This window comes from Agarivorans aestuarii, from assembly GCF_019670125.1.
Classification (GTDB): domain Bacteria; phylum Pseudomonadota; class Gammaproteobacteria; order Enterobacterales; family Celerinatantimonadaceae; genus Agarivorans; species Agarivorans aestuarii.
Genome location: NZ_AP023033.1, coordinates 2,967,646 through 2,993,601 on the forward strand (window position 1 = coordinate 2,967,646; position 25,956 = coordinate 2,993,601).

Consider the following 25,956-nt stretch of genomic DNA (forward strand, 5'->3'; position numbering starts at 1 on the left):
TTAACAAGCCGAAATTGAAACTTAGTGCGGTGGTTCTAGTTCGTCGCTTAACTGGGCTAAATACGCCCTCATAAATTGACTACGTTTTTCAGCCTCGCGCTTAGCCGCTGTGGTGTGCACCGTATCTGCAATGTTCAGTAATTTAATAAAGAAATGGTCGATGGTGTATTGACTATCATCAGGTACTCTTGATTCACACATTGGGTCATCACGATGATAAAGTGGGCGTTGTAAGCCAGTTCCTACTTGAATACAGCGACTAATGCCTATGGCGCCTAGCGCGTCTATACGATCTGCATCTTGAACAATCTTTGCTTCAAGGCTGCTTGGCTTAATATCTGCGCTGTAACTATGGGCTTCTATTGCATGATGAATGTCACTTAAGTAATGAGTTGGGTAAGCAATTGACTTAAGAAAATCAACTGCCTTATTTGCCGCTAAACTAGAAGCCAGCCTGCGCTGAGGGTGGTTTTTAGGCAGTGATACACAATCGTGTAACCAAGCGGCTGGAACCACTACTTCAAGCTTGCCCTCTTCTTGTATACACAGGTAGGTAGCCAATTTAACGACTCGCTCAATATGGTCGATATCGTGGGCAGTATCACTGGTCTGCAGCCCCTGTAAAAACTGTCTGTAATGAGTCTCTAATTGCTTAATCATAAAGCTCAGAATAAGAGGTTAGTTAATGGACGTAAACTACCCAAAAGCCCATTTCGAGTCAAAGCTACTAGATCAATTCTTCTCGGTTTCATCATAACTAAAGCAAGTAAAAGCCCGCTCAACTTTACGCGATTAAAGCTAGAAAAAGTGTTTACACAAACAACTTTACCATTCATTATTTAATGATAATCGATAAATAAACATCTTTTATCAGGAAAACTGCCTATATGGAGAAGCAAGGGTATGCAATCACTTGAAGCAATTAGTATCGTTGGTAAACGGATGCGACTAATGCTATGGGGCTTAGTTGCCTTAATTTTAATTTGTTTGGTGGGCTTCCCTAGCGAACTGGGCTTAGATATTGAACCAATGAAACACAGCCCTTGGGTATTTAGTTTTCACACGGTTATGGAAATGCTGCTTGGTTATCCCGAACTTATCTTTGAGAACGGTCAAATCATCGACAATGACCTGCATTTTGCTCCCCCTGAACCACTGTCACTTACTATGCGCTTTGTTGCAGTGGCTATATTTTTCACCACTAGCCTCATTATGGCTTGTTTGATTTGGCAAATTGACCGTTTGTTCTTAGCCTACAGTAAAGGCAAGGTTTTCACTCAAGAAACCACTCGCAGTTTTCAATATATTGGCTGGGCATTAGTTGCGCTGTTTACAGTAAACAGTATTGCGAGCTACCTCATCGAGCAATTAGTGTTTCCTATGGAAATGCCGATTGGCTTGCCTTTCCCACCACCTCCAGAAGATTTATTTGGCTTTATGCCACCGCCGCCTCCAGAACACCTATTTGGTCTTATTCCACCGCCTCATGAATGGGTAAGCTTGGAGTATATACAGTTAGACTTCCCATTACTTCTAGCAGGCTTGTTTATGATTATGGTCGCCCACGTGATGAAGTTGGGCATGCAAATTCAAGCCGATGTTGACGCAACCATTTAGCAGGAGCGAGCAATGACGATAGTAATTAATCTAGACGTAATGCTAGCCAAAAGAAAAATGCGTTTGAACGATCTGTCAGACGCTGTGGGCATATCCGTTCAAAACTTATCGATTTTGAAAACAGGCCGCGCCAAAGCCATTAGGTTTTCAACACTAAGCGCAATTTGTCAGGTTTTAGAATGCCAACCTGGCGATTTACTCGAGTATCAGCCGGAGCAAGATGCTCGCTAATTCGATAAGAACAAACAGCAGAATCCAATAAAGTTACAAGGAACTAAACATGAACTACCGACTTAAACAAAACCTAAGACTGTTCGCACCTGTTCTTGCTTTTGCATTCTATTTTTCGGGTTTGCACGCAGAAGAAGTTCGCAATCTAGAAAACTTAAGCGACCCGTTTGTAGTAGTAGATTATGATGCTTCGATCGCTAACTTACCGAGCGATAAACAAGCTCTTGCAAGAGACTGGCGAAAGCAAATGCTCGCGTTAGAACAGCAATTAGAAAGTGCTGAAAACACCGATAAACTCAAAGTAAACGTCACCTTCAATACACTTTATCAGCAGTTAGATCAGCTATTCGCTGATAACCAAACAGATTTGATAAAGGTAAATGTCCTAGCAAACTTAAGTAACGAAGAACAATTACAAGCTTTGGAGCTATGGCGAGATATCCAACTTAAAGAGATAGATCTGCTAAGTCACAATTATAGTGAAACCGAAGAACAAGAATTGTACAAAAAATACGCGAAGCTAGACGCAATTTTAGCTTCTATTGATTAGTTAAACTATTATATTGCAATTGAAGGAATGTTCGATTAAACGTCTTCTATTAGCCTCTAGCCAGCGTGAAATATAGCGATTGCTAAGATACACAAGCAATCGCTTATAAAGCTGCATGTCATTGTCCAAGCCCCCTTTTTACAAAGCCTTTACACTTTCTCACATGTCAATTTCGTTATCTCACAAGACGTTGAATTTCTTCGCTTAGTTTGACCAGTTCTTGAGTTTTTACTATTCGATTTGACCTTAAAATTATATCAATCCAATACTAAGGCGTAACAAAAAATACACATTAGAATCACGTTGATAAACGTGCTCTTAACGAGTGGTATAGTCACGCTACAGGAAATCATGTGTGACTAGTTCGTTGGTAACTTTAACGGAATAGGGACACCTAAATGAAAACTCCATTGTTAGCGCTAACACTAACGCTTAGCTCTTTACTCTTAACCGCTCCAAGCACGGTAAGTGCGGCAAGCATAGGCAAAACCATCTGTGACCCAGCTGCAGACTCCGGCAACGGTTATGGCTCCGGTTACTACCGTGGTAACTTCTACTCTTGGTTTGAATTGAGTCAAAACGATATTAAAACGTGTAAAGTGAAGCTTGGTTTATATAACGAAGCAAACCGTCATTATCGTGCCGAATGGGATATGGCTAAGTCATGGGGCGAAGATGCCATTGGCGGATTAGGCTGGAATACAGGGGCGAGATATCGCAAGATTGGTTATAACGTTGGCGAGCTCACCAGTAACTCCAATATTCAAAAAGCCTTAGTGGCCCTATATGGGTGGTCATGCAGTGGCAGTACCTCGCAAGAGTACTATGTAGTAGATACCTGGAAAGGGCCTGGAAAATTCGTACCTTGGGATGAAAAAGTCGGCGCTCCAGCGAAAAGCAAAGGTACAGTTAAGGCCAACAACGCCACTTACGATGTATACGTCGTAGATCGGAATGGCGCACAATATTGTGGTAGCGGTAACGACCGAAGCTTCAAACAGTTTTGGAGCGTACGCCGCTCTCCTACTTCTAAGGGTAACAACCATAACTTAGATTTTGGACCTCACGTAAATCGTTGGGACAACTCGGATTTAGGTTTTAAAGCTGATGGAATATCGAACGGTTACCAAATTCTCGCTATTGAAATATTTGGTGACGCTAACATCAATCACAAAGGCGCTGTAGATATCTCTCTTTGGCCACGATAACGCTTAACCTAAAATGAAATAAAGCCAAGTGTTGAATAACACTTGGCTTCAAAAGGAATAGTAGGAAGCAACGATGAAAACTTATGGATGGGTACTCTCTTTAGCTGGCACCTTTATCGCAGGCTACCTCGTTGCTGTTATCTACCATCCAAAGCCGAGCACTGGGGCTTTCTCTCATGAAAACTCACAAACAGATTTAGCAACACTGGAAAACCCTGTAAATAGCAGTGCTAAAAATACAGATTTATTATTTAGAAATAGTAACTTAGAAGATAATTTCGCCAATAAGCCTGTTAGCAAACCAGCGCAGGTTCTCGTTAAACACACTCCAGATAACATAGAGCTAAGTAACAAAGCACATAATGAAGCTAAACCAAATAAAGCAGCGCAGTTTGATGCACTAAAGCACGCTATACAAAATAATCCTGCAAGCTTAGCGAACTCAATTGAGCAACTAGCAGCGCTTAACATAGACAACCCTGACTTTGATTTACTACTCTCAGCTATTCAAAGCAGCGCTAACTCAAACAGTAAGCAAGCCTTGCTGGGCTTAGCAGAGCAGTACGCCATGCTAAGTGATGCCCAGTCTCAGCAGAAGTTTCTTTCGCTGCTAAGCAGCGCTTCGGAAATTCAGTCTCCGCTGCTGGTTCAAGGCTTGGTAGACCTAGTAACACTAGAGCAAACCGATACTAATACACGAGTAGAAGCCTTAAGTTTGTTAAAGCCTTATCAAATATCAGATCCAGAACGACAAGTAATTACCGGTGAATTGGAACAGCAAGTATTAACAGCCGATGGTGATGAAGCAGAAATGCTGCTATCTCAGCTGATGCGCTTTAGCCACAATCAACAGCGCTCTGTTATTGCCAGTGACATGCTTTACAACAGTTCACAAGCAATCCAACTAGCAGTACTAAACAACATTAATAGCGGCAGCATTCCTGCAGCAGATAACTTGAAAACCATTTTATTAGATATGGCCAGCGATCAACAAGATTCCTTGTGGCTTGAAGCACAACAAACGCTGCTCACCTCTTTTGATTTAAGCCGACAAGAATACGCACGCCTTAGCGCTAACTAACTTAGCTTAAGCTTGGCGCGTTACTTTAATTAACATCGCGGTTTCTGGATCCATAATGGGTAATTGCAAACCTAAGTTCATTAAACACTCACCGCTAAGTAAGCATGTTTTCTCAAGCCAGTTAGGAAACTTTTTCATAATGTGTTTAAAGTCTGGTTTATCCAATACTTCAACTTTATAAAGGGCTTGAGGCTGTAAGTTGATTAGCTTTAGTCTGCCCAGCAAAGTGTAAGCTGGCATAGACAACTGCACCACCCAGTAAACGCCTTCGCCTTTATCTTGGTCTAACACGCCATAAGCTTGCCAGCTATTATCACTAGCACTTAACTGATGGAAAGTGCCAGAGTGCAGCAAGGGCCTCAGTGATTTATGTAAGGCAATATAGTGCGCAAACTGCTCTCGCTCTTTGGCATCAACTGCTACTGGGTCTAGCTCTACGCCCATATGGCCAACCAATGCGGTTAGCCCCCTAAACCCAATGCTATGTTGTCGATAGGTGGTATGGCTATGAGCAGGACCAATGTGTGAGCCCATCACCTCTGGTGGGAAAAAGTACAACATCGCTGGCTGCATAATTTGCCGCTCTAATGCGTCATTGCTATCTGAGAGCCAGAATCGATGGCTGCGTTTTAGTACTTCGTAGTCAATGCGACCGCCGCCCGAGGAGCAGCTTTCGATTTCCAGCTCGGGGTGGCGTTTAGCCAATTCGTCCACTAAGGCATAAAAGGCTTGAGTTTGACCATGCACCGCCGCTTCACCTAAGTGGCTTGGTTGAACTAGCTCGCGGTTCATGTCCCACTTTATATAGGCAATAGCATATTCACTTAATAAGCTATCTAAGCGTTCAAGCAGATAGGCAAATACCTGAGAATTTTGTAAATCGAGTACATATTGGTAACGACCCGTTTTTTGTTGATAACCGGCCTGCCCCAATACCCATTCAGGGTGTTTACGGTACAAATTTGAGTCAGGGTTAACCATCTCTGGCTCAAACCACAAACCAAACTCCATGCCTAATGCATGCACATGGTTTATTACTTCTTCTAAGCCTTGCGGATACTTTTGGCTATCTAAAAACCAATCCCCCAAACCGGCTTTATCGTGCTCTCGACCAATAAACCAGCCATCATCAATAATAAAGCGCTCTACACCAATATCTGCCGCTAAGCTGGCCATTTTTTTAATGTAAGCGGGATCGTGGTCAAAATAGATCCCTTCCCAAGTGTTAAGGTGCACTGGTCTCGCTTTACCTGCTTCAGGAAAGCGAAGAATGTGGCTACGCACATAATGGTGAAAGTTAGCGCTCATTGCGTTTAAGCCAGTGCTGGCATAGGTCGCCATCAACTCTGGAGTTTGGTAACTCTCACCTTTAGCCAAGCGAACTTCACCACTAAGCAATAACTCTTCGGCTTGTAGCCAACGTCGCCCATCGGTTTTTACACCGCTTTGAATACGGTGATTACCACTCCAAGCGAAATGAAAGCCAAACACTTCTCCCACTTGGTGAGAAAAGCCTTTGCTGCCGATAATCGCTCCCGGAAAATACTGGTGTGAAGTACGCCCACGACGATTCTCTTGGCTTATTATCCCCCGCTCCAAGGGCTGACGGTGTTGCTGAAACTCTTTAGTCCAGCGGCCATGTAATGATAACAGTTCATCACAATAGGCTGGCAAAGGCAGGGTAAGCGCCAAACGCTGTAAGTTATAAGCTTGTTCGCCATGATTAGTTACCTTACTTTGCAAAGTAAGCACATCACTCGCCTCATCAAGGCTTACGCTCAAACTAAGCGCTAATTCTGCACGGCTATCTACGGCTTCTACAATTAACTTGCTATGACCTTCAAGGGTGGCGTTAGCGGTAAAGCTTGGGCACCAATCTTTACCGGCGCGGTTTCCCTCAAGGCCTGGGCTAGAGAACCACCCTTCACTGGCCTCTGGGCAAAGGGTTAACGGCACGTCTTCGTCTAGGCTTGCTTCAGGCACCGGCCGGCTAATCGCATCCAGTAAGGCTTCATCGATTGGGCCATTAAGCTTTGCGCCCCAATAAATGATTTCTGGTAGGCTGTTGGTTTGCTTTAACAGCAAGCTACTGCTTCGCCCTAATAAATGAAACAAGCTCATAGCAACGATCCTTGTGCGGTAAAATCAATGTGGTAACTAAAGTAGTTCTCTAGTACCTGATGTTTAGGGTGTACCGAAGGACTCCAAGAGTCATCTCCCCCCACTCCTTGATGGGCAACATCTAAATGTACAAACACACTGCCACTGTCTTTAAGCTGATAATTATGTGTTGCGTCACTTAAGTCTTGCTGGCTAAAACGACTCGCTGTCATTTGCAAACTAGGTTGGCAGTGCAGCTCTACATTCAACTGCTGCTCATGCTTAATAGACAGCTGCCTGACCTCTCCCCTCCCGCCATTTTCGCTAGGGAAAATATAGGGGGTATGCAAGTTATTGACAGTTTCACTATAGCGACTAACGGTAGCAGCGGCTAAACGGTCTCGGTAATTTTCATGTGGACCCAAACCAAACCACGACAGCTCACTAAATTGTTTGTCTAGACTTAAGCTAAGCCCAACCCTTGGCAGAGGCGGCAAGTAAGCTGCGGCGCTCACCTCACAATCAAAAGCCACCTTGTCGGCGCTAATCACATAGCGGTGTAACACCTTAAAAGCGGTTTTCTGCTGATGGCGATACTCGCTACTGCATTCCACAAGCCAGCATCCGTTGCTAAGTTGAGAGAAATTAAAATCTAAAGCTTCACGTTTGAGTTGATGAAGTCCAGCGCTTTGCCAACGGGCAATCCACGAGTTGGGATCCATTTGGCTGGCTTCGCTTACTCCAATATCATTATCGAGCGGAGCACGGTAAAAATTATCAACCGGAGCGGCGGTAAACAACTGCTTTTCATTTACCGTCCAAGCTAGCCATTGCGCGCTAACACAATCAAATTCAAGCAGCTGTTTTGGGCTCTCAAAGCGTATTCTGCGATCTTGCTGCGTGCATTTAACTTCGGCTTTATTTATAGGTTTAGGGCTATTTAAACCGCCAAAGGCTAACTTAAACTGTTGTTTTGCCAAACTATGGCCAGCCGGTGCCCACGCAGTATCCTGTTTCAATTTAATGCTTATAGTTAGCCAAAACTCACCACTAGTTTGAGTCGCTAAATCTTGTATGGCTGGCTTTGGCAAACACATTATTTGCTGCTCACCAGCTTGCAAACTTAAGCTAAACTCTCCCTGGCTAAATAGCTCGCCATTACGCTCTATTCGCCACTCCCCTACCGTGTTGCTACTATCATTTACTAAGTGCTCATTGCTGATTAACACCTCGCCCTTGGCTAGGTTTTCTGCATTTATCTGCCAGTATTGCTGTAAATACTTAATTTCATGCAAGCTAGGGTGTGGGCTGCGATCTGGGAAAATCAGCCCGTTAATACAAAACTGACGATCATTAGGTTGGTCGCCAAAATCGCCCCCATAAGCCCAGTATGTTTCTCCAGAATCAGTTTGCTTGGTAATACCTTGGTCAACCCAGTCCCAAATAAAACCGCCCTGCAAGCGAGGATGCAAACGAAATGCTCGCCAGTACTCTTCAATACTTCCCAAGCTGTTGCCCATAGCATGGGCATACTCACACAAAATAAGCGGACGCTGTTCGTTAGGGTCGGCAATATGCGCGGTAATGGCTCGCTTAGGGATCCCCTCTCCTGCGGTATCCCAATCTACCCGGGCATACATTGGACACAAAATATCAGTAGCGGGAGTATCGGCCCCACCCCCTTCGTATTGAATCGGGCGGCTTGGATCAGCTTGTTTCAACCAGCCATACATAGCATCGTGATTACAACCATAGCCAGACTCATTGCCTAAAGACCAAATAATGATCGACGGATGGTTTTTGTCACGCGCTACCATGCGGCTTACTCGCTGCATATACGCATGCATCCAATGCGGATCGTCCGACAAACGTTTCATCGGAAACATGCCATGGGTTTCTAGGTTGGTTTCATCAACTAACAATAATCCGTATTCATCACAGAGCTCGTACCAACGTGGGTGATTAGGATAATGTGCGGTGCGTACAGCATTAAAGTTGTTTTGCTTTAGCAACTTTATGTCTTGCAACATGCTGGCTTCGGTCATTACGTGGCCAAGCTCTGGGTCATGTTCGTGACGGTTTACCCCACGAATTAACACCGGCTTGCCGTTGAGTTTTAGTAAACCATCGCTAATTTCTACGCAGCGAAAGCCCACCGAGCTTTGTTCCACTTCCAGTACGTTTCCTTTAGCATCTAATAAACTTAAGACCGCTCGGTACAAATTAGGTTGTTCGTCACTCCACAGCTTAGGTTCAACAACATTGCTGCTTAAAAAAATGCGATCGGCAAAGCCGCCTTTTTCATCTACCGACAAATTGTTGGTGGATTCTCGCACTGGATTCGCGAATACCGCGCCATCACCGTCATAAAGCTGCAGCTCAACTTGGTAGCCGTCTAACTGCGCTAAACTAGCCCCAGCCAGTTGTACCTCGACTTGCAACTGCGCATCTCGATAACAAGCGTCTAGTTGGGTATTGATGCTAAAGTCTGCAATATGAACTTGCGGCTTAGCGTAAATGCTCACGTCACGAAAAATGCCGCTTAACCACCACATGTCTTGATCTTCTAGGTAACTCCCATCACTCCAGCGATAAACAATCACACACAGTTGGTTCGTCCCCTCTTGTAAAAAAGGCCCAATATCAAATTCGCTGGCTAAACGGCTATCTTGTCCGTAACCCACTTGTTGGCCATTTATAACTACGTGAAAAGCAGAGTTAACCCCATCAAAACGCAGGCGCACTTGTTTATTAGCCCAAGCAGCTTGGTAGCTAAACTCTGTACGATAAACCCCCGTAGGGTTATCACTAGGCACATAGGGAGGATTCACTTCGAAGGGGTAAATGACATTGGTATAAATGGCTTTATCAAAGCCCTGTAACTGCCAATTACCAGGCACAGCTATACTTTTCCAACTACCCTTGCTGCCAGCAATTAGCGCATCACTCAGTTGCTCAGGCTGTTTTAGCAAACAAAAGTCCCACTGCCCATTTAAACTGAGCTGATGTTCTGCCTGTTGCAGATTTAAGGCTGCATCTAAGCCGCTATATGAAGCTAAAGGGACATGTGAGGGTAAGCGATTACGCTCAGTAACAGAGGGATTTTCCCAATCTTTTTGGGCTAACAGTGTGGCGCTTACTCGCGTCATTCTTATCTCCATAAACCAAGTGGCAAAGTGTAGGTGCTTGTTATCATGAGATTCATCTAAACCTAGTTTGATGAGTTAATAGCAGTGATAACAAGTTTATTGGCTGATTTTAGTTGGCCTATCTCGGCAAAAATGAGAGCAGAATCACGAAAGCAGGAAAACGTTTACACAAAGTAAATGAAATGTAACTACTAGCGAGTAGTTACATTTGGTTTAGTAGAAAAACAAAGCGTAAAGCGCTTAGGAAACTTGAGTATTTTTGCGTGCTAGTCGCGCACTAATCACACCAAGTATAGCCAGTATGAATATGCCAAAGGTACTTGGTTCATTGATACGCGTGATAGAAGGATCGGAAGGGTCTCGCGCCCAAACGTTTAAGTGCGATATAGCCTGTGCACTATTACCATTCGGATTAAGAAAATCCCCAGTATTTAAACTACCTGATAGCTTATATGGGGTATTAAAGTTTAAACTTGAAGCGGGATAGTCACTTAACTCCTGGGCAAAAATATCGATAAAGTCGAAGTCGTAAAGGATAAAACCATTACCTGCTTTTATCGAGAACACAAGGTGGTCGAAAGTCGCCTCACCTAACAACTGAGAGACTTGGTCGATAATACTTGGATCGGTTTCTATAACCCAATCTACTGCTTTGCACTCGCCGTTATCATCATCCACACAAGTAAACGTCATGTTTAGTAGAGCGTCGATATCAAGGAATAATCCACCACTAGTAATTGGTCCTGCCTGATCATAGTTCACCGCTAATTGGTCATTCTGCCCTATCGCGCCACCTACACTAGCCAAGTGAATCCAGCCAGGATCATCGGCAATGCCTGCAGGAAAGTCATCCAAATTTTGCAGCTCTTCTGGCTCAATAAAAAACAAAGAGTCATCAGGCCCATACTTAGTATTTAGCAAACCATCGTCTTTTTGACCAATATTCACCTGAGGATCGTTGGCGTTGCCGTCATCATTTCCATCAAACACCAAACAAGCACTGGCTGAATAAGATGGATTGACACCTCCCAATAATTCACTTGCCTCTCCTGACTCCATAATAGAATTTAAGGTAGCACGAGAAGGGTCACACACTCCGCCCACCACGAAGCTTGTTACTGGAGTAGCCCAAAGGTTGAAGGAAGATAGAATGGCAAAGAAGCCGGCCACAATAGGCAAAGTTTTCATAAAACTAACGCTCTTTTTGGTATAGCCGATACTGATAACGATACCAATAAAGTCCCATTATTAGTGATATCCAAATAAAAGCATAAACTAAGCCACCAGTTAAAATTAACTTCATTTCAATAACTTGAATTGTCTAATAAAAAATAAAATTATCAGTATGTAAAAAACTTAGACACTTGTAACACCTATTTTACACTGATAATTTTATCTAATAATCAAACGCTTAGTAGCTGATTTCAGATAGAGCGAATACACTATAATTGCTACACTGCGGCAAAGAATTGCAATAGGCAAAACAATGACCACCGTATACTACCTAAAACTAACTCAGCTTGAGCAACTCAACGCTAAGCCCCTTCCCGAACATGTAAGAATTGAAGAAATAGAAACAAATCAGGCTGAGCTAAGTCGCCAGTTTTACACTGAAGTTGGCAAGCATTGGCAATGGACAGATAAGCTAGTATGGACTGAGCAACAATGGGTCGACTATACCCAGCCAGCAAACCTACGAACCTTTGGCGCCTATTCAGGTGAACAATTTGTTGGTTACTTTGAACTAAATAAACACCAAGATAACAGCGTAGAAATCATCTACTTTGGTCTAGATAAAGCATTCTTTGGCCAAGGCTTAGGCGGCGGTTTACTCAGCCAGTGCATTAAAACAGCATGGCAATGGCAAGCAACACGTGTCTGGGTACACACCTGCGATTTAGACCACCCGGCAGCACTTGCTAACTATAAAGCTCGAGGTATGGCGCTCTATAAAACCGAGCTTGAAGAATAAAAATGGCGTTCATCTTAAATCGATGAACGCCAACTAATAAGCTTGGTTAAACTAAAGCTGTAGGTAGCTTAAATCTAGCTGCTCACCGTCTACTGGTGGGCACCAGTAATAAGCGGTGCTTAGTGGGCGGCTAAATTCAAACAAGCCATCTTCAATACCATCTTCACAGCCCAGCATACGTTTTAGCTGCGCCTCAAAAGGGTAAAAGCTGTTAGCGAAACACACAAAGTTTAAACCACAATCTTGCTGCTCTATCCAAGGTAAGCTGCGGCGTAACATAAAGGCTTCTGGAGTAAAGCTCTCTTGAGCCGTACGACGCACGTGAGCTGAAGGTGGCGACTCCGGAAATTCGACATTATCACTTTTACGACGGCCAATAATATCATCTTGATGTTTGCTAGGCAGGCTATTGAAATGCTTAAGCTGATGTTGCCACTTTTGCACCGCTAGCATGGTTGAACCAGCAATGCCCTTCTCGCCAGTTAAGGCTACCACTTGCTCAGCGTTGTCTTCTGGATTTTCGGTGCCATCTACGTAACCCGATAGATCTCGCCCTTCTCGGTGACAAAAGCCATCTACTTGTTCGTTTAAACTAAAGCTTGGCACTAAAACATCTAACCACTCTTGCACACGCAGCATCACTTCACCAGGATCGCTGCCACTTACTCGCAGCCATAAATCATCTTGGTTAGCTGGACTGGTGCGTTTTGGCCCTTGAATACTCTCGGCACTCTTTACACCTTCTACAACAGTGTTATTCATAGCGAGCAATGGCTGGCCAAAACCAATCACCGTATCTTCTGCTCGGTAAAGCGCTTGAATTTGACTCAAACAATCAGCTAAGGCCTCACGGTCAACAAGACTAAAGCGCAAAAAACTAGCATGATGCTGTTGGGACTTAAGAATAAGAGGTTGAACTAACGACATAAAAGTTTCTCATTTAACAATCACTGCCTAGCAGTATAAGAAATTTTGTCGGAAAGTAATTTGATGCGGGGTAAATATTTTTTAAAACGAAAAATGCCTGATGCTTTTAAGCTATCAGGCATTTTAGAACATTTGACTCATAGTGTATTCTCGCTCAGTTGACTGTCACTCTCTCGGCATTGCGAAAGGCTAAGTGCTAAGCCCACATGTTCAAATGTGAGGATTAACGGTGTAGGTTGTTAGAATCTGTTGCTTTGTAATCCGCAGCTTTAGTGAAGTAGTAAGTTGTATATAAAGAACCAAAGTAATCAAACATAGTGTTTCTCCTAGAAACCAATAAAAGTGTGAACCAGCTCACGGAAAGAATAATAATGTGACGCAAGTCACATTGCAAGCTTGTTTTAGAGTTTTTGCTAAAATAATTTGTTCAGGAAACGAACAAGACGGGAAGCGCGGGGAAAAGAATAAAAAATGCCTGAAGGAGCGAGCTCGTTTCAGGCACTGGGGTTAACTTGATTCATTACTATTATCTCTGCTGTCGTTTACCTTGCTCTAAGCACCCGAAACGAACATAAGTTGATAATGCTGAACCAATGATCGGATGAAGAACCATATATCCACCTATAGCTAATCTTAACGGTGAATATCTTTGCGAGTTTCGCAATAAAAGTTGTAATCATCAGCTTTAGTAAAATAATACGACGAGTAAAGTGCACCAAAATAATCAAACATAGTCTTTCTCCTAAGTATTTAAAATCATTAGTGTCTCAAATCAAACGTGATCCAAGTCACGCCTATAATTTAGTGTGACACTGGTCACATTTCAAGTGACAATTTCATTAAAACCGAAGTTTACCTAGATATGTTGCTGAAAGGATTTTCACCGCTACTCAATCACTATAAATCACTAAATAATCTCTATTCTCAAAATTTACCACCAAAGCTAAAACGTCGCCGATTAGCGACAAAATCTATATTATTCAGTAATATAGCGAGAAATCGCCAATTCTAGCTGTTGCTGTTCTTGGCAATTACCACAATATTTTTCTAATAGCGCTAAGTTTTGCTCTGCTCGCGCTAACTCTTGCAGACTCAAGTACAGCTCTCCCGAATACTCTAAAGCGCCAAGATGAGAAGGTTTGATAGACAAGGCTTGTTGATAAGCATACAAAGCTTGCTGGTAGTGGCCTTGCTTACGCAGGCTGAAGCCTAGTAAGTTCCATGCGTCGGCTGATCGGCGACCCTTTTTGCTTTGCAGGTAATCACTAAGCCATATACTGGCTTCAAGATAATTTTGCTCGCTAAGCATGGCTTCAGCTGCGCTGAGTGGTGAACTAGCCAGTTGAGTTTCATAACGGCCACTTCCAGCAGCGTGCGCTTGCGAGGCCATTAATAGGCTAAGCAGCAGAGTAACAAGTTTCATGGTTATTTCCTTATTTGATACCAATCGTACTAAATAACGTGTCATTCAATCTGGCTAAAAATCTCGATAACTGTCTTAGAATTTTTGATTGTAGAATAACTACTTATCGAAGAATCCTGCCTCATTCTCGAGTATTTTTTCTGCGCTATTTCTGATCACTTACTTAGTGTGATTGGTATTAGATATGTACCTAAAGTACAGCGACAAGGCTTAACAAGTTCAAAGAGTGGTGAGGAAGTAATGCTGATAGGCTAGTTTTAGTAGAGGCTTAAAAAGCAAAAAACCCCGCCGCAGCGAGGTTTTATTATTAACTACTCTCAGATTATAGAGAGATACCTAATTTTTCTAGGTCAGCCATAACTACTTTTGAAGGTAGTGGTACGTAACCGTCTTTAGCAACAATTGTTTGACCTGTTTTAGACAGAATCATTTTTAGGAACTCACGCTCCATTGGTGCTAATGGCTTGTTAGGGTGCTTGTTAACGTAAACGTATAAGAAGCGAGATAGTGGGTACTTACCAGTAGCGGCGTTGTCTAAAGTAGCTTCAATGTAGTCGTTACCTTTCTTGGCAAGAGCAACAGCTTTAACACCAGACGTTTTGTAACCGATACCTGAGTAACCGATAGCGTTCAAAGAAGAAGATACAGACTGAACAACTGAAGCAGAACCAGGCTGTTCGTTTACAGTGTTCTTGAAGTCACCCTTACAAAGTGCTTTCTTCTTGAAGTAGCCGTAAGTACCAGATACTGAATTACGGCCGAACAATTGAATGTCTTTATCAGCCCAAGAACCTTCTAGACCAACTTGGCTCCAACGGTCAGCAACAGCGTTCTCACCACACTTAAGAGTAGAAGAGAAGATAGCGTCAACTTGAGCAAGGTTTAAACCTTCGATTGGGTTGTCTTTATGAACAAATACAGCCAATGCGTCGATAGCTACGCGAACTGGAGTTGGCTTGTAACCGAAGCGCTTTTCGAAAGCTTCTATTTCTTTGCTCTTCATTTGACGGCTCATAGGGCCGAACTGAGAAGTACCTTCAGTTAGAGCTGGAGGAGCAGTAGAAGAACCAGCAGCTTGAATTTGTACGTTTACGTTAGGGTATTCACGCTTAAACTCTTCAGCCCACAAAGTCATCATGTTGGCTAAAGTATCAGAACCTACAGATGAAAGGTTACCTGAAACACCAGTTGTTTTCTTGTATTCAGGAAGAGTGGCATCCAGGCCAGCTGCAAGTACGGTAGTTGTTACCAATGAGGCAGAAATAGCTACTGCACTAAGCAATTTTTTAAATGTCATCTTTATCTCCATAAATGACGCGTTGAGTTATTTTCGTCATGTAGTATTGGTGAATTCGATGACAATTATATTTCTGCAGTGTGACAGTTATATGTCAGTCTATTATTTTCGTAAAAAAACTGTCTTTTTTGCCAAGCCTTAAGAATAAGCAATTGAATTAATTGCTTATTAAATAAGGAAATAAATAGTGTTTTTTTGATGAAAGGACTGGAAAAGCTCGGCAGATAGTCTGCCGAGCTTTTTATTTTTAAGGATTGTAACCTTGATGAGTATTGCTTAGTGCATAGAAAGTGGCTTGAACGTAGTCATCAACATCGCCAGATTTATTTTGATTGTATACCCCAGCTTTAAAGTACATATATTGGTCTGGGTCATCGTAAGCGCTATCGCTCATATCATAGCTAGCAGAAACGTCAGCTTTACCCTCACGAATAATGGTAACGCTTAGGGTATTAGCGACAACTTTAATCCGATAGCTAAATTTCTCATCTAGCGCGATACCATCGGAAGGATTGCTAGCGGTATTACTTCTGCTACCTATCATCTCCACCCAATCATCATCAGATTGATTTCGCGACTCATGAGCAAAATAGATAGCCCCTTTATCGTTGTTAGGCAACTTACGGTAATAAAGACGAATCGGCTCATCATCATTAGCATGAATTTGACCAATGATTACTCGACCAATTTGATAATCTTCCCCGGTAGTTGTGACATGGTTTACCGCCAATGTGGCAAACAGTTCACCGTTCACTCCTCCCGCATTATTTTGCGCGCTGCTAGGCGCACTAGAAAATACCCAGTTGTTTTTATTTACACCTTGGGTACTTATGCTGGTATCACCACGTCGTAGCATTTCACGTAACTCGGTACGAACATAAGTAGTATTTGCGGAGGTTTTATAACCATAGATAGGGGTTTTGAATACCATACCACCATCGGCTCCGGTATAAAAATACTCGCTGTTCTCATACCCATTGTTTAGCTCAGATTCTTTAATCGAGTCTGCAGTGCCAGAGTTATCGGTATCAGTAGGTATGCTCAAATACCAATCTTGTAAGTCAAAGTTGCCTGATGGCGGTAAAGATGGGTTAAGGTCTTCAACCGGTTCGGTAATAACTTCGTCGTTACAGCCTTCTGCAGTCACTTCAATGACACTGTTCCAATTACTCTCTGAGTTGCCGTTGCCGGTTAAGCGCAAGTATTGAACGTTTTCAATTAACTCATCTGTTAGTGTAATCACTTCGGCACTGCCGGTAGCTTTGTCAGACATTCCGCCTGTCACTACATCCTGCCACTGCAGATTATCGGTAGAAATTGCTAAGTCATAATAGGCAAAACGACTAGTATTGTTCAGCCAATAAAGGTTAATGCTCGTAACAATTGAAGGACTACTTAGGCTGTAGGTTATTTGCTTGCCAATCCCTTCCGATGACCAACGCGACTCACTGTCATAACTACCGTCGATAGAGCTCTCTGGCCCATAACCTACTTTATGGTTTCCATCATCACTGGCTTGGCTAATGCTCAATACTTTGGGGCTGAGGCAGCTTGGCTCTGTTGGGTCTGTGGGGGTCTCAGGATTAATTGGCTCTTCGGGAGTACTCGGTTCATTACCAGGATCAACCACACCGGCGGTATCAGAAGAACCGCCACAACCTGCTAAAGATAACAGCAGTACCAAGCCAAGGGGCTTTCCAATCAACTTCATATTAAGCATTGTCCATAACAACTCACAAATGTATTACAATACTATATTTATGAGATAAATTTGGCAATCTACTCGCTAGAGCAAATTGCCAGCTTGTGAACTAGCTAAAAAAAGCGAGCATTTCTGCTCGCTTTCCGTTTATCAAACTCACCTCAAACCAATTAAAATCGGCTTTACTCCTCTTCCCTGTCGCCCTCTAGATCTAGGGCTAAGGTATAGGCAATGTAATACTTGTAAACGTTGGATACATAACGCACTGTTTCTCGGCCAATAATACGCCCCGCAGCTATTTCCACATTGCCAAACCATAGATTGGGATCTAAATTCATTTCTATTGTGAGCCGGCGCATTTTGTTCATTTTAGTGGGCCCAGCATTATAAGCCGCCCAAATAAGAGCCATCCGCTCACTATCCTCTATCCCTTCTTCATTGATGTAATGCTTACGCAACCAAGCCAAGTATTTAATTCCAGCCGCGATGTTTTGTTCAGGATCGCTTAAATCGCTATAGCCCATTTGTTTAGCGGTAGAGGGCAGCAGTTGCATAATGCCACGCGCTCCGCGATGGCTAACCTTGGTATTGTCTAAGCCAGACTCCTGATAACCTTGAGCAACAATTGCTAGGTAATCAAAGTCATATTCATTGGCATACTTTTTAAAGAAAGGCACATAACGATTAAAGCGCATTCTATCTTCAGAATTGGCTAAACGATTGATCCAAGCGGTGTGGTCGAAGTAGCGATTAAGCAAAGTATTGCCGAGTAAACTGCCTTGTTTAACCTGCTTATTAACAAACTCTTGTAAGTTCTCTTGTAACTTAGGGTTAGCTTTACGTACCGCCCAGCCTAAGCTTTGATTACGGCTGGTCGTGAGTTGTTTGTTTATCCGAATGTCTTTAAATACTTTTTCCCATAAATGCGCTTTGTAATCATCGATAATGGTGTAAGGCATCACGCCGGCGTTCACCAGCTCCAAAATATCTTCAGACAACAAATTACCATCGGCTTCGACTACTTTGATAGGTTTAACGCCGCGCATTTTTAAGGTGAAGTTAAGGGCTTTTAGATGCTCGGCATAGCTACTTCCATCCATCACATAGACCTTTTTACCCGCTAGTTGCTTCCAACTTTCAACTGCTGGCGCATCTTTGTGGCTAACCAGAACTTCATTCACACCTTCGGCATTGCCTAAAGCAAAACGCAGTTGTTTTTTACGCTCGGGAGTTGCGGTTAAAAACGCGGCTACAATGTCCCCTCGCCCAGCTTCTAAGGCGGGAATAAGCTGGTCAAAATGTACTGGCACAATTTTAACTTTGGTTTTTTCTACATCTCGCCTAATGCCTTGATTGAGAAACGCCTCGTACAAGTGCAGCAATTCGATTTGAATGCCAAGAGGACGGCCATCGGCTAAATGAAAATCTGACTTTCCGTAGGTGACCAGAGCACGAACAATTTTGCGCTGTTTAATTTCGGCTAGGTCGCCAACAAAAGGTTCGCGAATATAAAAAGGGAATTGCAGTAAATCACTGCTCTCTGGCAGATCTACTTCGTCTTCAACAGCGATGCTAGGCAAGGCCAATAAGCTGAGCCAAAGCATGGCTAGCAATAAAATACCCTTAGGGAAAAGACGCGGTAGCTTCAAAGGAATACCATTAAAAATCAAACTTATACTTCAGTATAAGCTCAAAGGTTAAAAAAGTATCAATAGAATTGAAAGCTGTGAAGCTAAGCGACTTGCCAGCTTCTCAGCCGGGTTATTGCTGGATAAACAACTTACTAGGAATGATAAAACTAAAGGTACTGCCTTTGCTCACACTACTCTTAATTTTAAGCTGGCTATCATGGTGTTGTAGCGCATGCTTAACAATAGATAAACCAAGGCCTGCGCCTCCGGTATCACGAGAGCGAGCTTTATCAACACGGTAGAATCGTTCGGTAAGGCGCTGTAGGTGCTTACGCTCAATACCTGGGCCAGAGTCTTTAACTAAAAACAAAGCCCCCTGCGGAATCAGTGATAAACTCACGCGGATCTCACCGGGTTGGCCACAGTATTTAATGGCATTGCTCACTAGGTTGCCGCAAGCACTACGTAGCTGTTCTCGGTCGCCTTTTATCTCTATATCAGGGGCAATATCAAAACTGAAACTTAACTGTTTGCCTTTAGCTAAACCGGCCACTTCGGCTTCAAGGTTGCCTACCATGTTAGAGAAGTTAATAGTCTCTTGGTTATCTTCCACTGAGGCAGATTCGATTTTAGCCAAAGTAAGTAACTGATTAACCAAGTTCTCCATTCGGCTACTTTGATCCAGCATGGTATTGCGTGCCTTGCCCCAAATCATTGGGTCAACTTCATCTTGATCGAACATTTCTAAATAGCCGCGCATTACCGTTAATGGAGTACGTAACTCATGGCTAACATTGGATACAAAGCGTTTGCGCATCTTTTCCAGTTTACGTAATTGGCTCACGTCTCGAATCACCAATAACAACTGTTGTTGGCTATAGGGCATAGCGCGAAACTCTAACCACACATTGCTTTGCACAGGGCTAATAATTTCTAAGGGTTGATCAAAGCGGCCTTTACGCAGGTAGTTAACAAACTTGGGAGTACGAACGAGGTTGGTTAGGTGTTGCCCAGCATCAGCAGGCCATTTTAAACCGAGCATGCCTTGCGCTAGCTGGTTACACCACAAAATGGCGCCATCTTGATTAATCACAACAATGGCATCGGGTAGAGCTTCGGCGCCCAAACGAAAGTATTTCATTAATTGGGCTAATTCACGCTCGCGGCCTAAGCGGCGCTTTAGCATGTTGTAAATGCCGTGGAATACTGGTTCCCAGCTACCTGAACCGTGTGGCGGGGATAGTTTTCGTTGGTTATATAACCAGTCGAGTAGTTTGTGTTGTTGGCTATACATCCACACAATATGTATGACGGCTGCCAACAAACACATTTCTAGGGTATAACCGGTAAACACACCCAGAACAAATAAAGGCGAGTACACCAAGGCCACTCGCCACAATACTCGTTGCCAAGAGAAAGGCACAAACATCCGTATTTACTTCACCCTAGTTGAAAAACGGTAACCGGAACCTCGTACAGTTTGAATTAAACGGTCATATCCTTGAAGGCCAATCGCTTTACGTAAGCGACGAATATGCACATCCACTGTTCGGTCTTCCACATACACGTTAGTACCCCAAACGTTGTTGAGCAACTGCTCACGACTATAAACACGCTCAGGGTGAGTCATAAAGAAGTGCAGTAGCTTAAACTCTGTTGGCCCCATATCCAAGGGTTCATTTTCAACGCTAACGCGGTGAGAAACCGGATCAAGGCGTAAGCCTTGTACTTCAATGGTTTCTTCTAATGAAGTAGGTGATATACGGCGAATTACCGCTTTAACACGTGCCATTAACTCTTTAGGCGAGAAAGGCTTAGTTAAGTAATCATCTGCACCGGCTTCTAAACCTTGAACCTTGTCTTCTTCTTCGCCTTTTGCGGTCAACATAATAACCGGAATTTGACGAGTAAGATCGTGGCGACGCATGTGCTTAATAATTGAAATCCCACTGCCACCAGGCAACATCCAATCTAACAGAGCTAACTCTGGGTAAGGTTCTGTTAGTTTAGCTAAAGCTTGGTCATAGTCGGCGGCTTCAATCGGCTCATAACCATGCTGCTCTAATACAAAACATAGCATTTCGCGGATTGGAGCTTCATCTTCTACAACGAGTATCTTCCTGGGCATCTCATTCATCTCAATCTAAGAAACTGTGGCAATTATGCGACGTATTAATGACAGATTTATGACAGGCCTCAGTGTAAATCAAAGGCTTAAGTAAATATAGCACTTGCCATTTTGGTGCAAAGCAAGAGTATATTGTTCAGCCTGCACCACTTAGGTTCAAAGCTTCCATCTCTAGAAGCTAAACCAATGAATATTAAACCCTTAACAAACTATTGATAAATATGAGATTTACTAAGTCTTTATAAAAGTTTTTTGCCTTTGTGGCATTGCTCGTGCTTCGTCTTGTAGAAACTCATTCAGTTAAATTTAGGGGCAGCATGCAGTATTTCGCTAAGCAACTATCATCAACAGAGCTATACACCACCGCCAGTAGCTTACTGGTATTTACGGATTTAGATGGCACCTTGTTAGATCATGATAGTTATAGTTTTGAGGCTGCCGTACCCAGTTTAAACCAGTTAAAGCTTCTAAAAGTGCCGGTTATCTTTAATACCAGTAAAACCTTTATGGAAGTATTAGAGCTGCAGAAAAAGATGGCCTTACAACAGCCTTTTGCCATCGAAAACGGCTCAGCCGTTTGTATTCCAGCCGACAGCCCTATTCAACATGAGCAGCTCAGCCCTATTAATGTTGGCAAACAGCATTGGAAAATAAAGACCTTTGGCCCTAGCTACCCCGACATTTGCCAATACCTGAGTGTTTTGCGCCAACAGCACCATTTTCGCTTCCAAGGGTTTAACGACATGAACCTAAGCGAAGTACAGCTTAATACCGGTTTAGCAAAATACGATGCGCAATTGGCCAAGCAAAGAATGGCCTCAGAGCCACTACTTTGGAATGACAGCGATGCGCAACTAAAGGTGTTTACCGAGAAGCTTGCCGAACACAATTTAGCGGTAATAAAAGGGGGTCGCTTTTATCATGTAAAAGCCAAGTTTGATAAAGCCGACGCCATGCACTGGTTTAACAAAATATATAAAGACCATTTTCAGCGCAACTTTACCAACATAGCCCTAGGTGATAGCGATAACGACCTAAGTATGCTGGAACAAGCTGACATTCCAGTAGTGATTCCTCGCAAACACTCGCAAGCACTGGTAATTAACCACCCCAATTCTTGCCAAGCGCCCCACCCCGGGCCGCATGGCTGGCATCAATCGATGCAACAAATTTTACATTCCTTACTTAATGGAGCATAACCATGGCTGATTTTTATCAAAACGGTATTGTGACTACCTTACATAACTTAACTGATCGTCCACTCGAAGAGTTAGAACAGGAGCTCATAGCGTTTTCAAAAGTTAGACCTATGAGTTTGGTTCTACCTTCGCTATTTTCGGAGCTAGAGCGCCCGGCATTGGCAACCATTGTTGAAGAGTTAGCTAAGGTGCCTTACCTAAGCGAAATCATCATTGGTTTAGATTGTGCCACCGAAGAGCAATTTGCTTACGCAAAAGAATACTTCTCGGGCTTACCGCAGCACGTACGTATTTTGTGGAACGACGGCCCTCGTCTGCGCGCCTTAGACGCCCAACTCGCCGAGCACAACTTAGCCCCTAAAGAACCCGGTAAAGGCAGAAACGTTTGGTATTGTTTTGGTTACGCGCTCGCGTCTGGAAAAAGCAAAGCAGTGGGTCTACACGACTGTGACATTATTACCTACGACCGAAGCATGTTAGCTCGCCTAATGTACCCGGTAGCCAACCCTCTATTTAACTACGAGTTCTGTAAAGGTTTTTACGCCCGCCATGCCGACGGCAAACTAAATGGCCGTGTGGCTCGCTTACTAGTAACGCCACTATTAAAAGCCTTGAAGAAAATTGAAGGTTACGACGATTACTTAGAATATCTAGATAGCTTCCGTTACTCTTTAGCGGGTGAGTTTTCAATGCAGTCAGACGTATTAAATGACTTGCGCATTCCATCAGACTGGGGTTTAGAGATAGGCGTATTGTCTGAAATTTACCGCAATCACTCCACCAACCGAATTTGTCAGGTAGACATTGCGGATGTTTACGACCATAAACACCAAGACTTAAGCCTAGACAACTTAGACGCTGGTTTAGCTAAAATGGCCACCGATATTAGTAAAGCGGTCATTCGTAAGTTAGCAACCCAAGGACATACATTCAGCCCCGGCAAACTACGTACACTAAAAGCAACTTATTACCGTATGGCCTTAGATTTCATTGAAAACTACCATGCAGACGCATTAATCAATGGTTTAACCCTAGATCGCCACTCTGAAGAAGATGCAGTAGAACTGTTTTCCAAAGCGGTAATGCAAGCAGGAGAAACCTTCTTAGAAAATCCTTCAGCCACACCATTCATACCAAGTTGGAACCGCGTACAAAGTGCAGCGCCAGACTTTTTAGAGCGTTTGTACGAAGCTGTTGAAGCTGATAACTGCTAAATTTTCAGATTAACTCTCACTAAAAAGCTTGTTCTTTGAACAAGCTTTTTTATTGCCCCGCATTCGTAAAAAGTCAATTTAACATCCTATCCCTTCTTACAATCGCTACAGATAAAAACAACGGAAGTAATGAATATGAATCGTAAACGAATGGCAGCAATGATCGTTTTTTTAGCCACCGTATTAGCGCTAGATTTTGAGATTATGGCTGAAGAATTACTAGACTCACGCAGTAGCCAAAGCTCGCAATTTGATCAGTAAAGTATAACGCCGCAGGGCAATAACAAGAGGGTTAGCAACTTGAGTAAACATCAAATCACCACTGATAGAACAACCATTGTAAATACCCTAACTAAGTTAAGCCCTGGCGCAATGGTCGACATTCAATTGTCGGCAAACAAGCAACAACGCATTAAGGCCAAACTGGTGGGTTATCAAGAAGGCGCTTACTTTGCCTTTTCATTGCCTCAACACATTTATGCCCAGCAGCAAGACCATATGTTTGAAGGTAAAAGCTGTGTGATAAGAATGATCGTTGAGGGTGATGCAGGCTTATGTGTGGCCTTTAAAACCAAGCTCATCACCATAAACAAAAAGCCACAAATTATGCTATTTGTTGAATACCCAGAGCAGATCGAGTTTATTCAGCTTCGCCATAAAAGCCGCATTAATACTCACCTACCAGTAGTAATTAGTGAGCAGCAAGCAGCCAGCGTTTCGGCTGAGCAAGCATCCTGCAATATGTTGGAAGGCGTAGTACTAGATTTGTCGGAGGGTGGCTGTCGCATAGAATTAGCAGCGCCATCTCAAATCTTAAGTATGGTGTTTGTACAAATAGTCTTACGTTTCCCACTTAATCCAGAAAAGCCAATAGTGTTAAACGGCACCATTAAAAGCCAGCAGCAAACCAGCGACAAATTGAGAGTGGGCATTCAATTTGATGCCAACAAACAGCTCAAAGCAGTATTCAACAAGCTTAATATGTTTAACCACCCTAGCTTGGCGGCCTAAAAAGCAGCATCGAACAGTGCTGCTAACTTAGCCTTTTTTGTCGTGAAGCAATTTATCAATTTGATAGATAACTTCTAATTGCTCTGCATTTCTCGACAATAGAGCATCCCACATTTTTAACATAGAAGCTTTTGCCGGAGGCTTAACGCCAGCCTCTCTCTCTGCTGCAGTAAGCGGCAGTAGTTGCACCACGCTAATATCCATGGCTTTTGCAATAGCACACATGTCTAACATGGTTAGCTGGCTGGTGCCTTCGTGACCTAATTTTGCGTAAACCGAGCTGGTAGGTAAATTCGCTTTATTTGCTAAGGTTTTTTTAGACCAAGCCAAGTTAGCCATTAAAAACTCTATACGCTCTATTTGCATCCCACGTATTTGCGCATCCTTAAGCCCAAAAAACTCATACCCTTCGCTGTCTAAATCTGGCATTCCAAAATCCGTAATCTTGCTCTCTCAGCCTTCCAATATATAGAAAATCCCTTTGTTAAGCTAACACCAAGCTACAACACCAAAGCGCAGTAATGCTATCAAATATGAGGATAACAAAATGAGTGGGCCAACAAAGTATGGATTCAAACAAAGCTATTTATACGCTCTTCATCCAGAACTAAAAGCTTCATTAATCATTAAACTACTATTTGCAGTAAGTGCATTACTATTGCTTAGCGCCTGTGAACCTAAAGGAGGCGTAGATTTGCGCAGCAAATGCAGCAGCAATTGCGATAGAAACGGTAATAACGGCCACATTCCCGCTCCACCAAAGGGAGCCACGTTAACCACAGCCGGAATCTATCGTGACCAAGCGAATGACCATGTAGCCACCATCGACCAAAATGGCAGAGTATTGTTTTGGGATGACTACTCCCAAGACCGTGAACTTGAGCAACGAGCGTTAGTGCAACGAGTAGTGAGTCTTGAAACAGCTTACCTAGAAAACAAATCCTGCATGCTAGCTTATAACGGCAGCTTATCAGACCATCACTATAGCTTTAGCCAAGAAGACAGCAACTTACTATTTTCAAGTTCTTGCGGAGATGCAAGATTCTACCAAAAAACACTGTCACCGAGCCCTAAAACTAGCACTCAAGTGATCTCTGACTCACCACAAATGCTGTTTCACATTTCCGGTGAAAGCCTAGAGTTAAACCAAACAATTGTTAGCAATATAGAAGGTGAAAAAGCCGAACTATCAGCCAATGGTTTCCTAAGCCTCCCTGCTCCCAATAACCATTGTGTTCAAGAGTTCTTAATAGATCATCTAGCACTTATTTTGCTGAGTAGCCCAAATTGCCAAGATACAGGTTTCGAATCAGGTATTTATAGCTATTAGTCGTTCATTTCTTCATAAGGCCAAGCCATAAAAACGCGCTTTAACAAGGCAAAGACGCACCAGATTAAAGCGTAAGCACCACCAAAGACCACAAAGTAAGTACACAAAGCAACCAAAGCGAACAACAAATAAACAAAGGCATCAAAAATAAGCCCCATTTTAATGCAAGGCATTAATTTTGCTTAA

The 25,956-nt window shown here is 43.1% G+C and carries 24 protein-coding genes; 11 read left to right on the forward strand and 13 right to left on the reverse strand.

Going from position 1 to position 25,956, the window contains the following annotated elements; all coding sequences use genetic code 11:
- Positions 1-21 precede the first annotated feature (21 nt).
- Positions 22-660: an HD domain-containing protein gene (locus tag K5609_RS13780; protein ID WP_221074162.1), complete on the reverse strand. Its 639-nt coding sequence runs from the start codon at positions 658-660 to the stop codon at positions 22-24.
- Positions 661-903: 243 nt separating this feature from the next.
- Here K5609_RS13780 and K5609_RS13785 point away from each other — a divergent pair, with 243 nt between their 5' ends.
- The 5 genes from K5609_RS13785 (at position 904) to K5609_RS13805 (ending at position 4,687) form a co-directional block, all read left to right on the forward strand.
- Positions 904-1,617: a DUF2975 domain-containing protein gene (locus tag K5609_RS13785; protein WP_221074163.1), complete on the forward strand. Its 714-nt coding sequence runs from the start codon at positions 904-906 to the stop codon at positions 1,615-1,617.
- A gap of 12 nt (positions 1,618-1,629) precedes the next feature.
- Positions 1,630-1,848 (forward strand): helix-turn-helix domain-containing protein, encoded by a 219-nt coding sequence (locus K5609_RS13790; protein WP_016401747.1) that lies wholly within the window; start codon positions 1,630-1,632, stop codon positions 1,846-1,848.
- 49 nt (positions 1,849-1,897) lie between these two features.
- Entirely contained in the window at positions 1,898-2,398 is a 501-nt protein-coding gene (locus tag K5609_RS13795) for a hypothetical protein (RefSeq protein WP_221074164.1), read from the forward strand.
- A 398-nt stretch (positions 2,399-2,796) separates the two neighbouring features.
- A complete protein-coding gene (locus K5609_RS13800) occupies positions 2,797-3,606 on the forward strand; it encodes a glycoside hydrolase family 11 protein (RefSeq protein ID WP_221074165.1) in 810 nt (269 codons plus the stop codon).
- Positions 3,607-3,679: 73 nt separating this feature from the next.
- On the forward strand, positions 3,680-4,687 hold the full coding sequence (locus K5609_RS13805) for a hypothetical protein (protein WP_221074166.1): 1,008 nt from the start codon (positions 3,680-3,682) through the stop codon (positions 4,685-4,687).
- A gap of 6 nt (positions 4,688-4,693) precedes the next feature.
- Here the strand turns inward: K5609_RS13805 and K5609_RS13810 are convergent, their stop codons facing one another.
- From K5609_RS13810 to K5609_RS13820, 3 genes are all read right to left on the reverse strand, one after another.
- Positions 4,694-6,808 (reverse strand): alpha-galactosidase, encoded by a 2,115-nt coding sequence (locus K5609_RS13810; protein WP_221074167.1) that lies wholly within the window; start codon positions 6,806-6,808, stop codon positions 4,694-4,696.
- Positions 6,805-9,936, reverse strand: coding sequence for a beta-galactosidase (locus K5609_RS13815; protein ID WP_221074168.1), 3,132 nt, complete (start codon positions 9,934-9,936; stop codon positions 6,805-6,807). Before K5609_RS13815 ends, K5609_RS13810 begins: the two co-directional genes overlap by 4 nt.
- A 240-nt stretch (positions 9,937-10,176) precedes the next feature.
- A complete protein-coding gene (locus tag K5609_RS13820) occupies positions 10,177-11,124 on the reverse strand; it encodes a hypothetical protein (protein ID WP_221074169.1) in 948 nt (315 codons plus the stop codon).
- A 298-nt stretch (positions 11,125-11,422) separates the two neighbouring features.
- Here K5609_RS13820 and K5609_RS13825 point away from each other — a divergent pair, with 298 nt between their 5' ends.
- Complete coding sequence (locus K5609_RS13825) at positions 11,423-11,908, forward strand: GNAT family N-acetyltransferase (protein WP_221074170.1); 486 nt, start codon at positions 11,423-11,425, stop codon at positions 11,906-11,908.
- 51 nt (positions 11,909-11,959) lie between these two features.
- Here K5609_RS13825 and K5609_RS13830 read toward each other — a convergent pair whose 3' ends face one another.
- The 7 genes from K5609_RS13830 to phoB form a co-directional block, all read right to left on the reverse strand.
- Positions 11,960-12,835 (reverse strand): Dyp-type peroxidase, encoded by an 876-nt coding sequence (locus K5609_RS13830; RefSeq protein ID WP_221074171.1) that lies wholly within the window; start codon positions 12,833-12,835, stop codon positions 11,960-11,962.
- Positions 12,836-13,811: 976 nt separating this feature from the next.
- The gene (locus K5609_RS13835) at positions 13,812-14,258 is read right to left on the reverse strand and encodes a tetratricopeptide repeat protein (protein ID WP_221074172.1); all 447 of its coding nucleotides are present in this window, start codon (positions 14,256-14,258) and stop codon (positions 13,812-13,814) included.
- Between the two features lie 322 nt (positions 14,259-14,580).
- Positions 14,581-15,555: a PstS family phosphate ABC transporter substrate-binding protein gene (locus K5609_RS13840; protein WP_221074173.1), complete on the reverse strand. Its 975-nt coding sequence runs from the start codon at positions 15,553-15,555 to the stop codon at positions 14,581-14,583.
- A 247-nt stretch (positions 15,556-15,802) separates the two neighbouring features.
- Positions 15,803-17,266: a polysaccharide lyase family 7 protein gene (locus tag K5609_RS13845; protein WP_221074174.1), complete on the reverse strand. Its 1,464-nt coding sequence runs from the start codon at positions 17,264-17,266 to the stop codon at positions 15,803-15,805.
- A gap of 173 nt (positions 17,267-17,439) precedes the next feature.
- Positions 17,440-18,906 (reverse strand): MltF family protein, encoded by a 1,467-nt coding sequence (locus K5609_RS13850; protein ID WP_221074175.1) that lies wholly within the window; start codon positions 18,904-18,906, stop codon positions 17,440-17,442.
- Positions 18,907-19,018: 112 nt separating this feature from the next.
- Positions 19,019-20,317, reverse strand: a complete 1,299-nt coding sequence (gene phoR, locus K5609_RS13855) for a phosphate regulon sensor histidine kinase PhoR (RefSeq protein ID WP_221074176.1) — start codon at positions 20,315-20,317, stop codon at positions 19,019-19,021.
- A 6-nt stretch (positions 20,318-20,323) separates the two neighbouring features.
- Positions 20,324-21,016, reverse strand: coding sequence for a phosphate regulon transcriptional regulator PhoB (phoB, locus tag K5609_RS13860; RefSeq protein WP_040307168.1), 693 nt, complete (start codon positions 21,014-21,016; stop codon positions 20,324-20,326).
- Between the two features lie 317 nt (positions 21,017-21,333).
- Between phoB and K5609_RS13865 the strand changes: the two genes are divergently transcribed.
- From K5609_RS13865 to K5609_RS13875, 4 genes are all read left to right on the forward strand, one after another.
- Entirely contained in the window at positions 21,334-22,215 is an 882-nt protein-coding gene (locus K5609_RS13865) for an HAD-IIB family hydrolase (protein ID WP_016401763.1), read from the forward strand.
- A gap of 2 nt (positions 22,216-22,217) precedes the next feature.
- On the forward strand, positions 22,218-23,429 hold the full coding sequence (locus K5609_RS13870; RefSeq protein WP_016401764.1) for a glycosyltransferase family protein: 1,212 nt from the start codon (positions 22,218-22,220) through the stop codon (positions 23,427-23,429).
- A 135-nt stretch (positions 23,430-23,564) separates the two neighbouring features.
- Positions 23,565-23,690 (forward strand): hypothetical protein, encoded by a 126-nt coding sequence (locus K5609_RS21855; protein WP_016401765.1) that lies wholly within the window; start codon positions 23,565-23,567, stop codon positions 23,688-23,690.
- A 39-nt stretch (positions 23,691-23,729) separates the two neighbouring features.
- Positions 23,730-24,440, forward strand: a complete 711-nt coding sequence (locus tag K5609_RS13875; RefSeq protein ID WP_221074177.1) for a flagellar brake protein — start codon at positions 23,730-23,732, stop codon at positions 24,438-24,440.
- Positions 24,441-24,467: 27 nt separating this feature from the next.
- Here K5609_RS13875 and K5609_RS13880 read toward each other — a convergent pair whose 3' ends face one another.
- Positions 24,468-24,869, reverse strand: a complete 402-nt coding sequence (locus tag K5609_RS13880) for an XRE family transcriptional regulator (RefSeq protein WP_221074178.1) — start codon at positions 24,867-24,869, stop codon at positions 24,468-24,470.
- Between the two features lie 118 nt (positions 24,870-24,987).
- On the opposite strand from K5609_RS13880, the gene K5609_RS13885 reads away from it, so the two are divergent.
- Positions 24,988-25,770 carry a hypothetical protein gene (locus tag K5609_RS13885; protein WP_221074179.1) on the forward strand — a complete coding sequence of 261 codons (783 nt, stop codon included), beginning with the start codon at positions 24,988-24,990 and terminating at the stop codon, positions 25,768-25,770.
- On the opposite strand, the gene K5609_RS13890 is transcribed toward K5609_RS13885, so the two are convergent.
- Complete coding sequence (locus K5609_RS13890; protein ID WP_221074180.1) at positions 25,767-25,943, reverse strand: hypothetical protein; 177 nt, start codon at positions 25,941-25,943, stop codon at positions 25,767-25,769. The two genes, K5609_RS13885 and K5609_RS13890, sit on opposite strands and share 4 nt — an antisense overlap.
- Positions 25,944-25,956: the final 13 nt, after the last annotated feature.

Bases quoted from the DNA above. Each gene is read 5' to 3' on its own strand.
- K5609_RS13780 (WP_221074162.1), bottom strand. From the start codon at position 660: ATGATTAAGCAATTAGAGACTCATTACAGACAGTTTTTACAGGGGCTG.
- K5609_RS13785 (WP_221074163.1), top strand. From the start codon at position 904: ATGCAATCACTTGAAGCAATTAGTATCGTTGGTAAACGGATGCGACTA.
- K5609_RS13790 (WP_016401747.1), top strand. From the start codon at position 1,630: ATGACGATAGTAATTAATCTAGACGTAATGCTAGCCAAAAGAAAAATG.
- K5609_RS13795 (WP_221074164.1), top strand. From the start codon at position 1,898: ATGAACTACCGACTTAAACAAAACCTAAGACTGTTCGCACCTGTTCTT.
- K5609_RS13800 (WP_221074165.1), top strand. From the start codon at position 2,797: ATGAAAACTCCATTGTTAGCGCTAACACTAACGCTTAGCTCTTTACTC.
- K5609_RS13805 (WP_221074166.1), top strand. From the start codon at position 3,680: ATGAAAACTTATGGATGGGTACTCTCTTTAGCTGGCACCTTTATCGCA.
- K5609_RS13810 (WP_221074167.1), bottom strand. From the start codon at position 6,808: ATGAGCTTGTTTCATTTATTAGGGCGAAGCAGTAGCTTGCTGTTAAAG.
- K5609_RS13815 (WP_221074168.1), bottom strand. From the start codon at position 9,936: ATGACGCGAGTAAGCGCCACACTGTTAGCCCAAAAAGATTGGGAAAAT.
- K5609_RS13820 (WP_221074169.1), bottom strand. From the start codon at position 11,124: ATGAAAACTTTGCCTATTGTGGCCGGCTTCTTTGCCATTCTATCTTCC.
- K5609_RS13825 (WP_221074170.1), top strand. From the start codon at position 11,423: ATGACCACCGTATACTACCTAAAACTAACTCAGCTTGAGCAACTCAAC.
- K5609_RS13830 (WP_221074171.1), bottom strand. From the start codon at position 12,835: ATGTCGTTAGTTCAACCTCTTATTCTTAAGTCCCAACAGCATCATGCT.
- K5609_RS13835 (WP_221074172.1), bottom strand. From the start codon at position 14,258: ATGAAACTTGTTACTCTGCTGCTTAGCCTATTAATGGCCTCGCAAGCG.
- K5609_RS13840 (WP_221074173.1), bottom strand. From the start codon at position 15,555: ATGACATTTAAAAAATTGCTTAGTGCAGTAGCTATTTCTGCCTCATTG.
- K5609_RS13845 (WP_221074174.1), bottom strand. From the start codon at position 17,266: ATGAAGTTGATTGGAAAGCCCCTTGGCTTGGTACTGCTGTTATCTTTA.
- phoR (WP_221074176.1), bottom strand. From the start codon at position 20,317: ATGTTTGTGCCTTTCTCTTGGCAACGAGTATTGTGGCGAGTGGCCTTG.
- phoB (WP_040307168.1), bottom strand. From the start codon at position 21,016: ATGCCCAGGAAGATACTCGTTGTAGAAGATGAAGCTCCAATCCGCGAA.
- K5609_RS13865 (WP_016401763.1), top strand. From the start codon at position 21,334: ATGCAGTATTTCGCTAAGCAACTATCATCAACAGAGCTATACACCACC.
- K5609_RS13870 (WP_016401764.1), top strand. From the start codon at position 22,218: ATGGCTGATTTTTATCAAAACGGTATTGTGACTACCTTACATAACTTA.
- K5609_RS21855 (WP_016401765.1), top strand. From the start codon at position 23,565: ATGAATCGTAAACGAATGGCAGCAATGATCGTTTTTTTAGCCACCGTA.
- K5609_RS13880 (WP_221074178.1), bottom strand. From the start codon at position 24,869: ATGCCAGATTTAGACAGCGAAGGGTATGAGTTTTTTGGGCTTAAGGAT.
- K5609_RS13885 (WP_221074179.1), top strand. From the start codon at position 24,988: ATGAGTGGGCCAACAAAGTATGGATTCAAACAAAGCTATTTATACGCT.
- K5609_RS13890 (WP_221074180.1), bottom strand. From the start codon at position 25,943: ATGCCTTGCATTAAAATGGGGCTTATTTTTGATGCCTTTGTTTATTTG.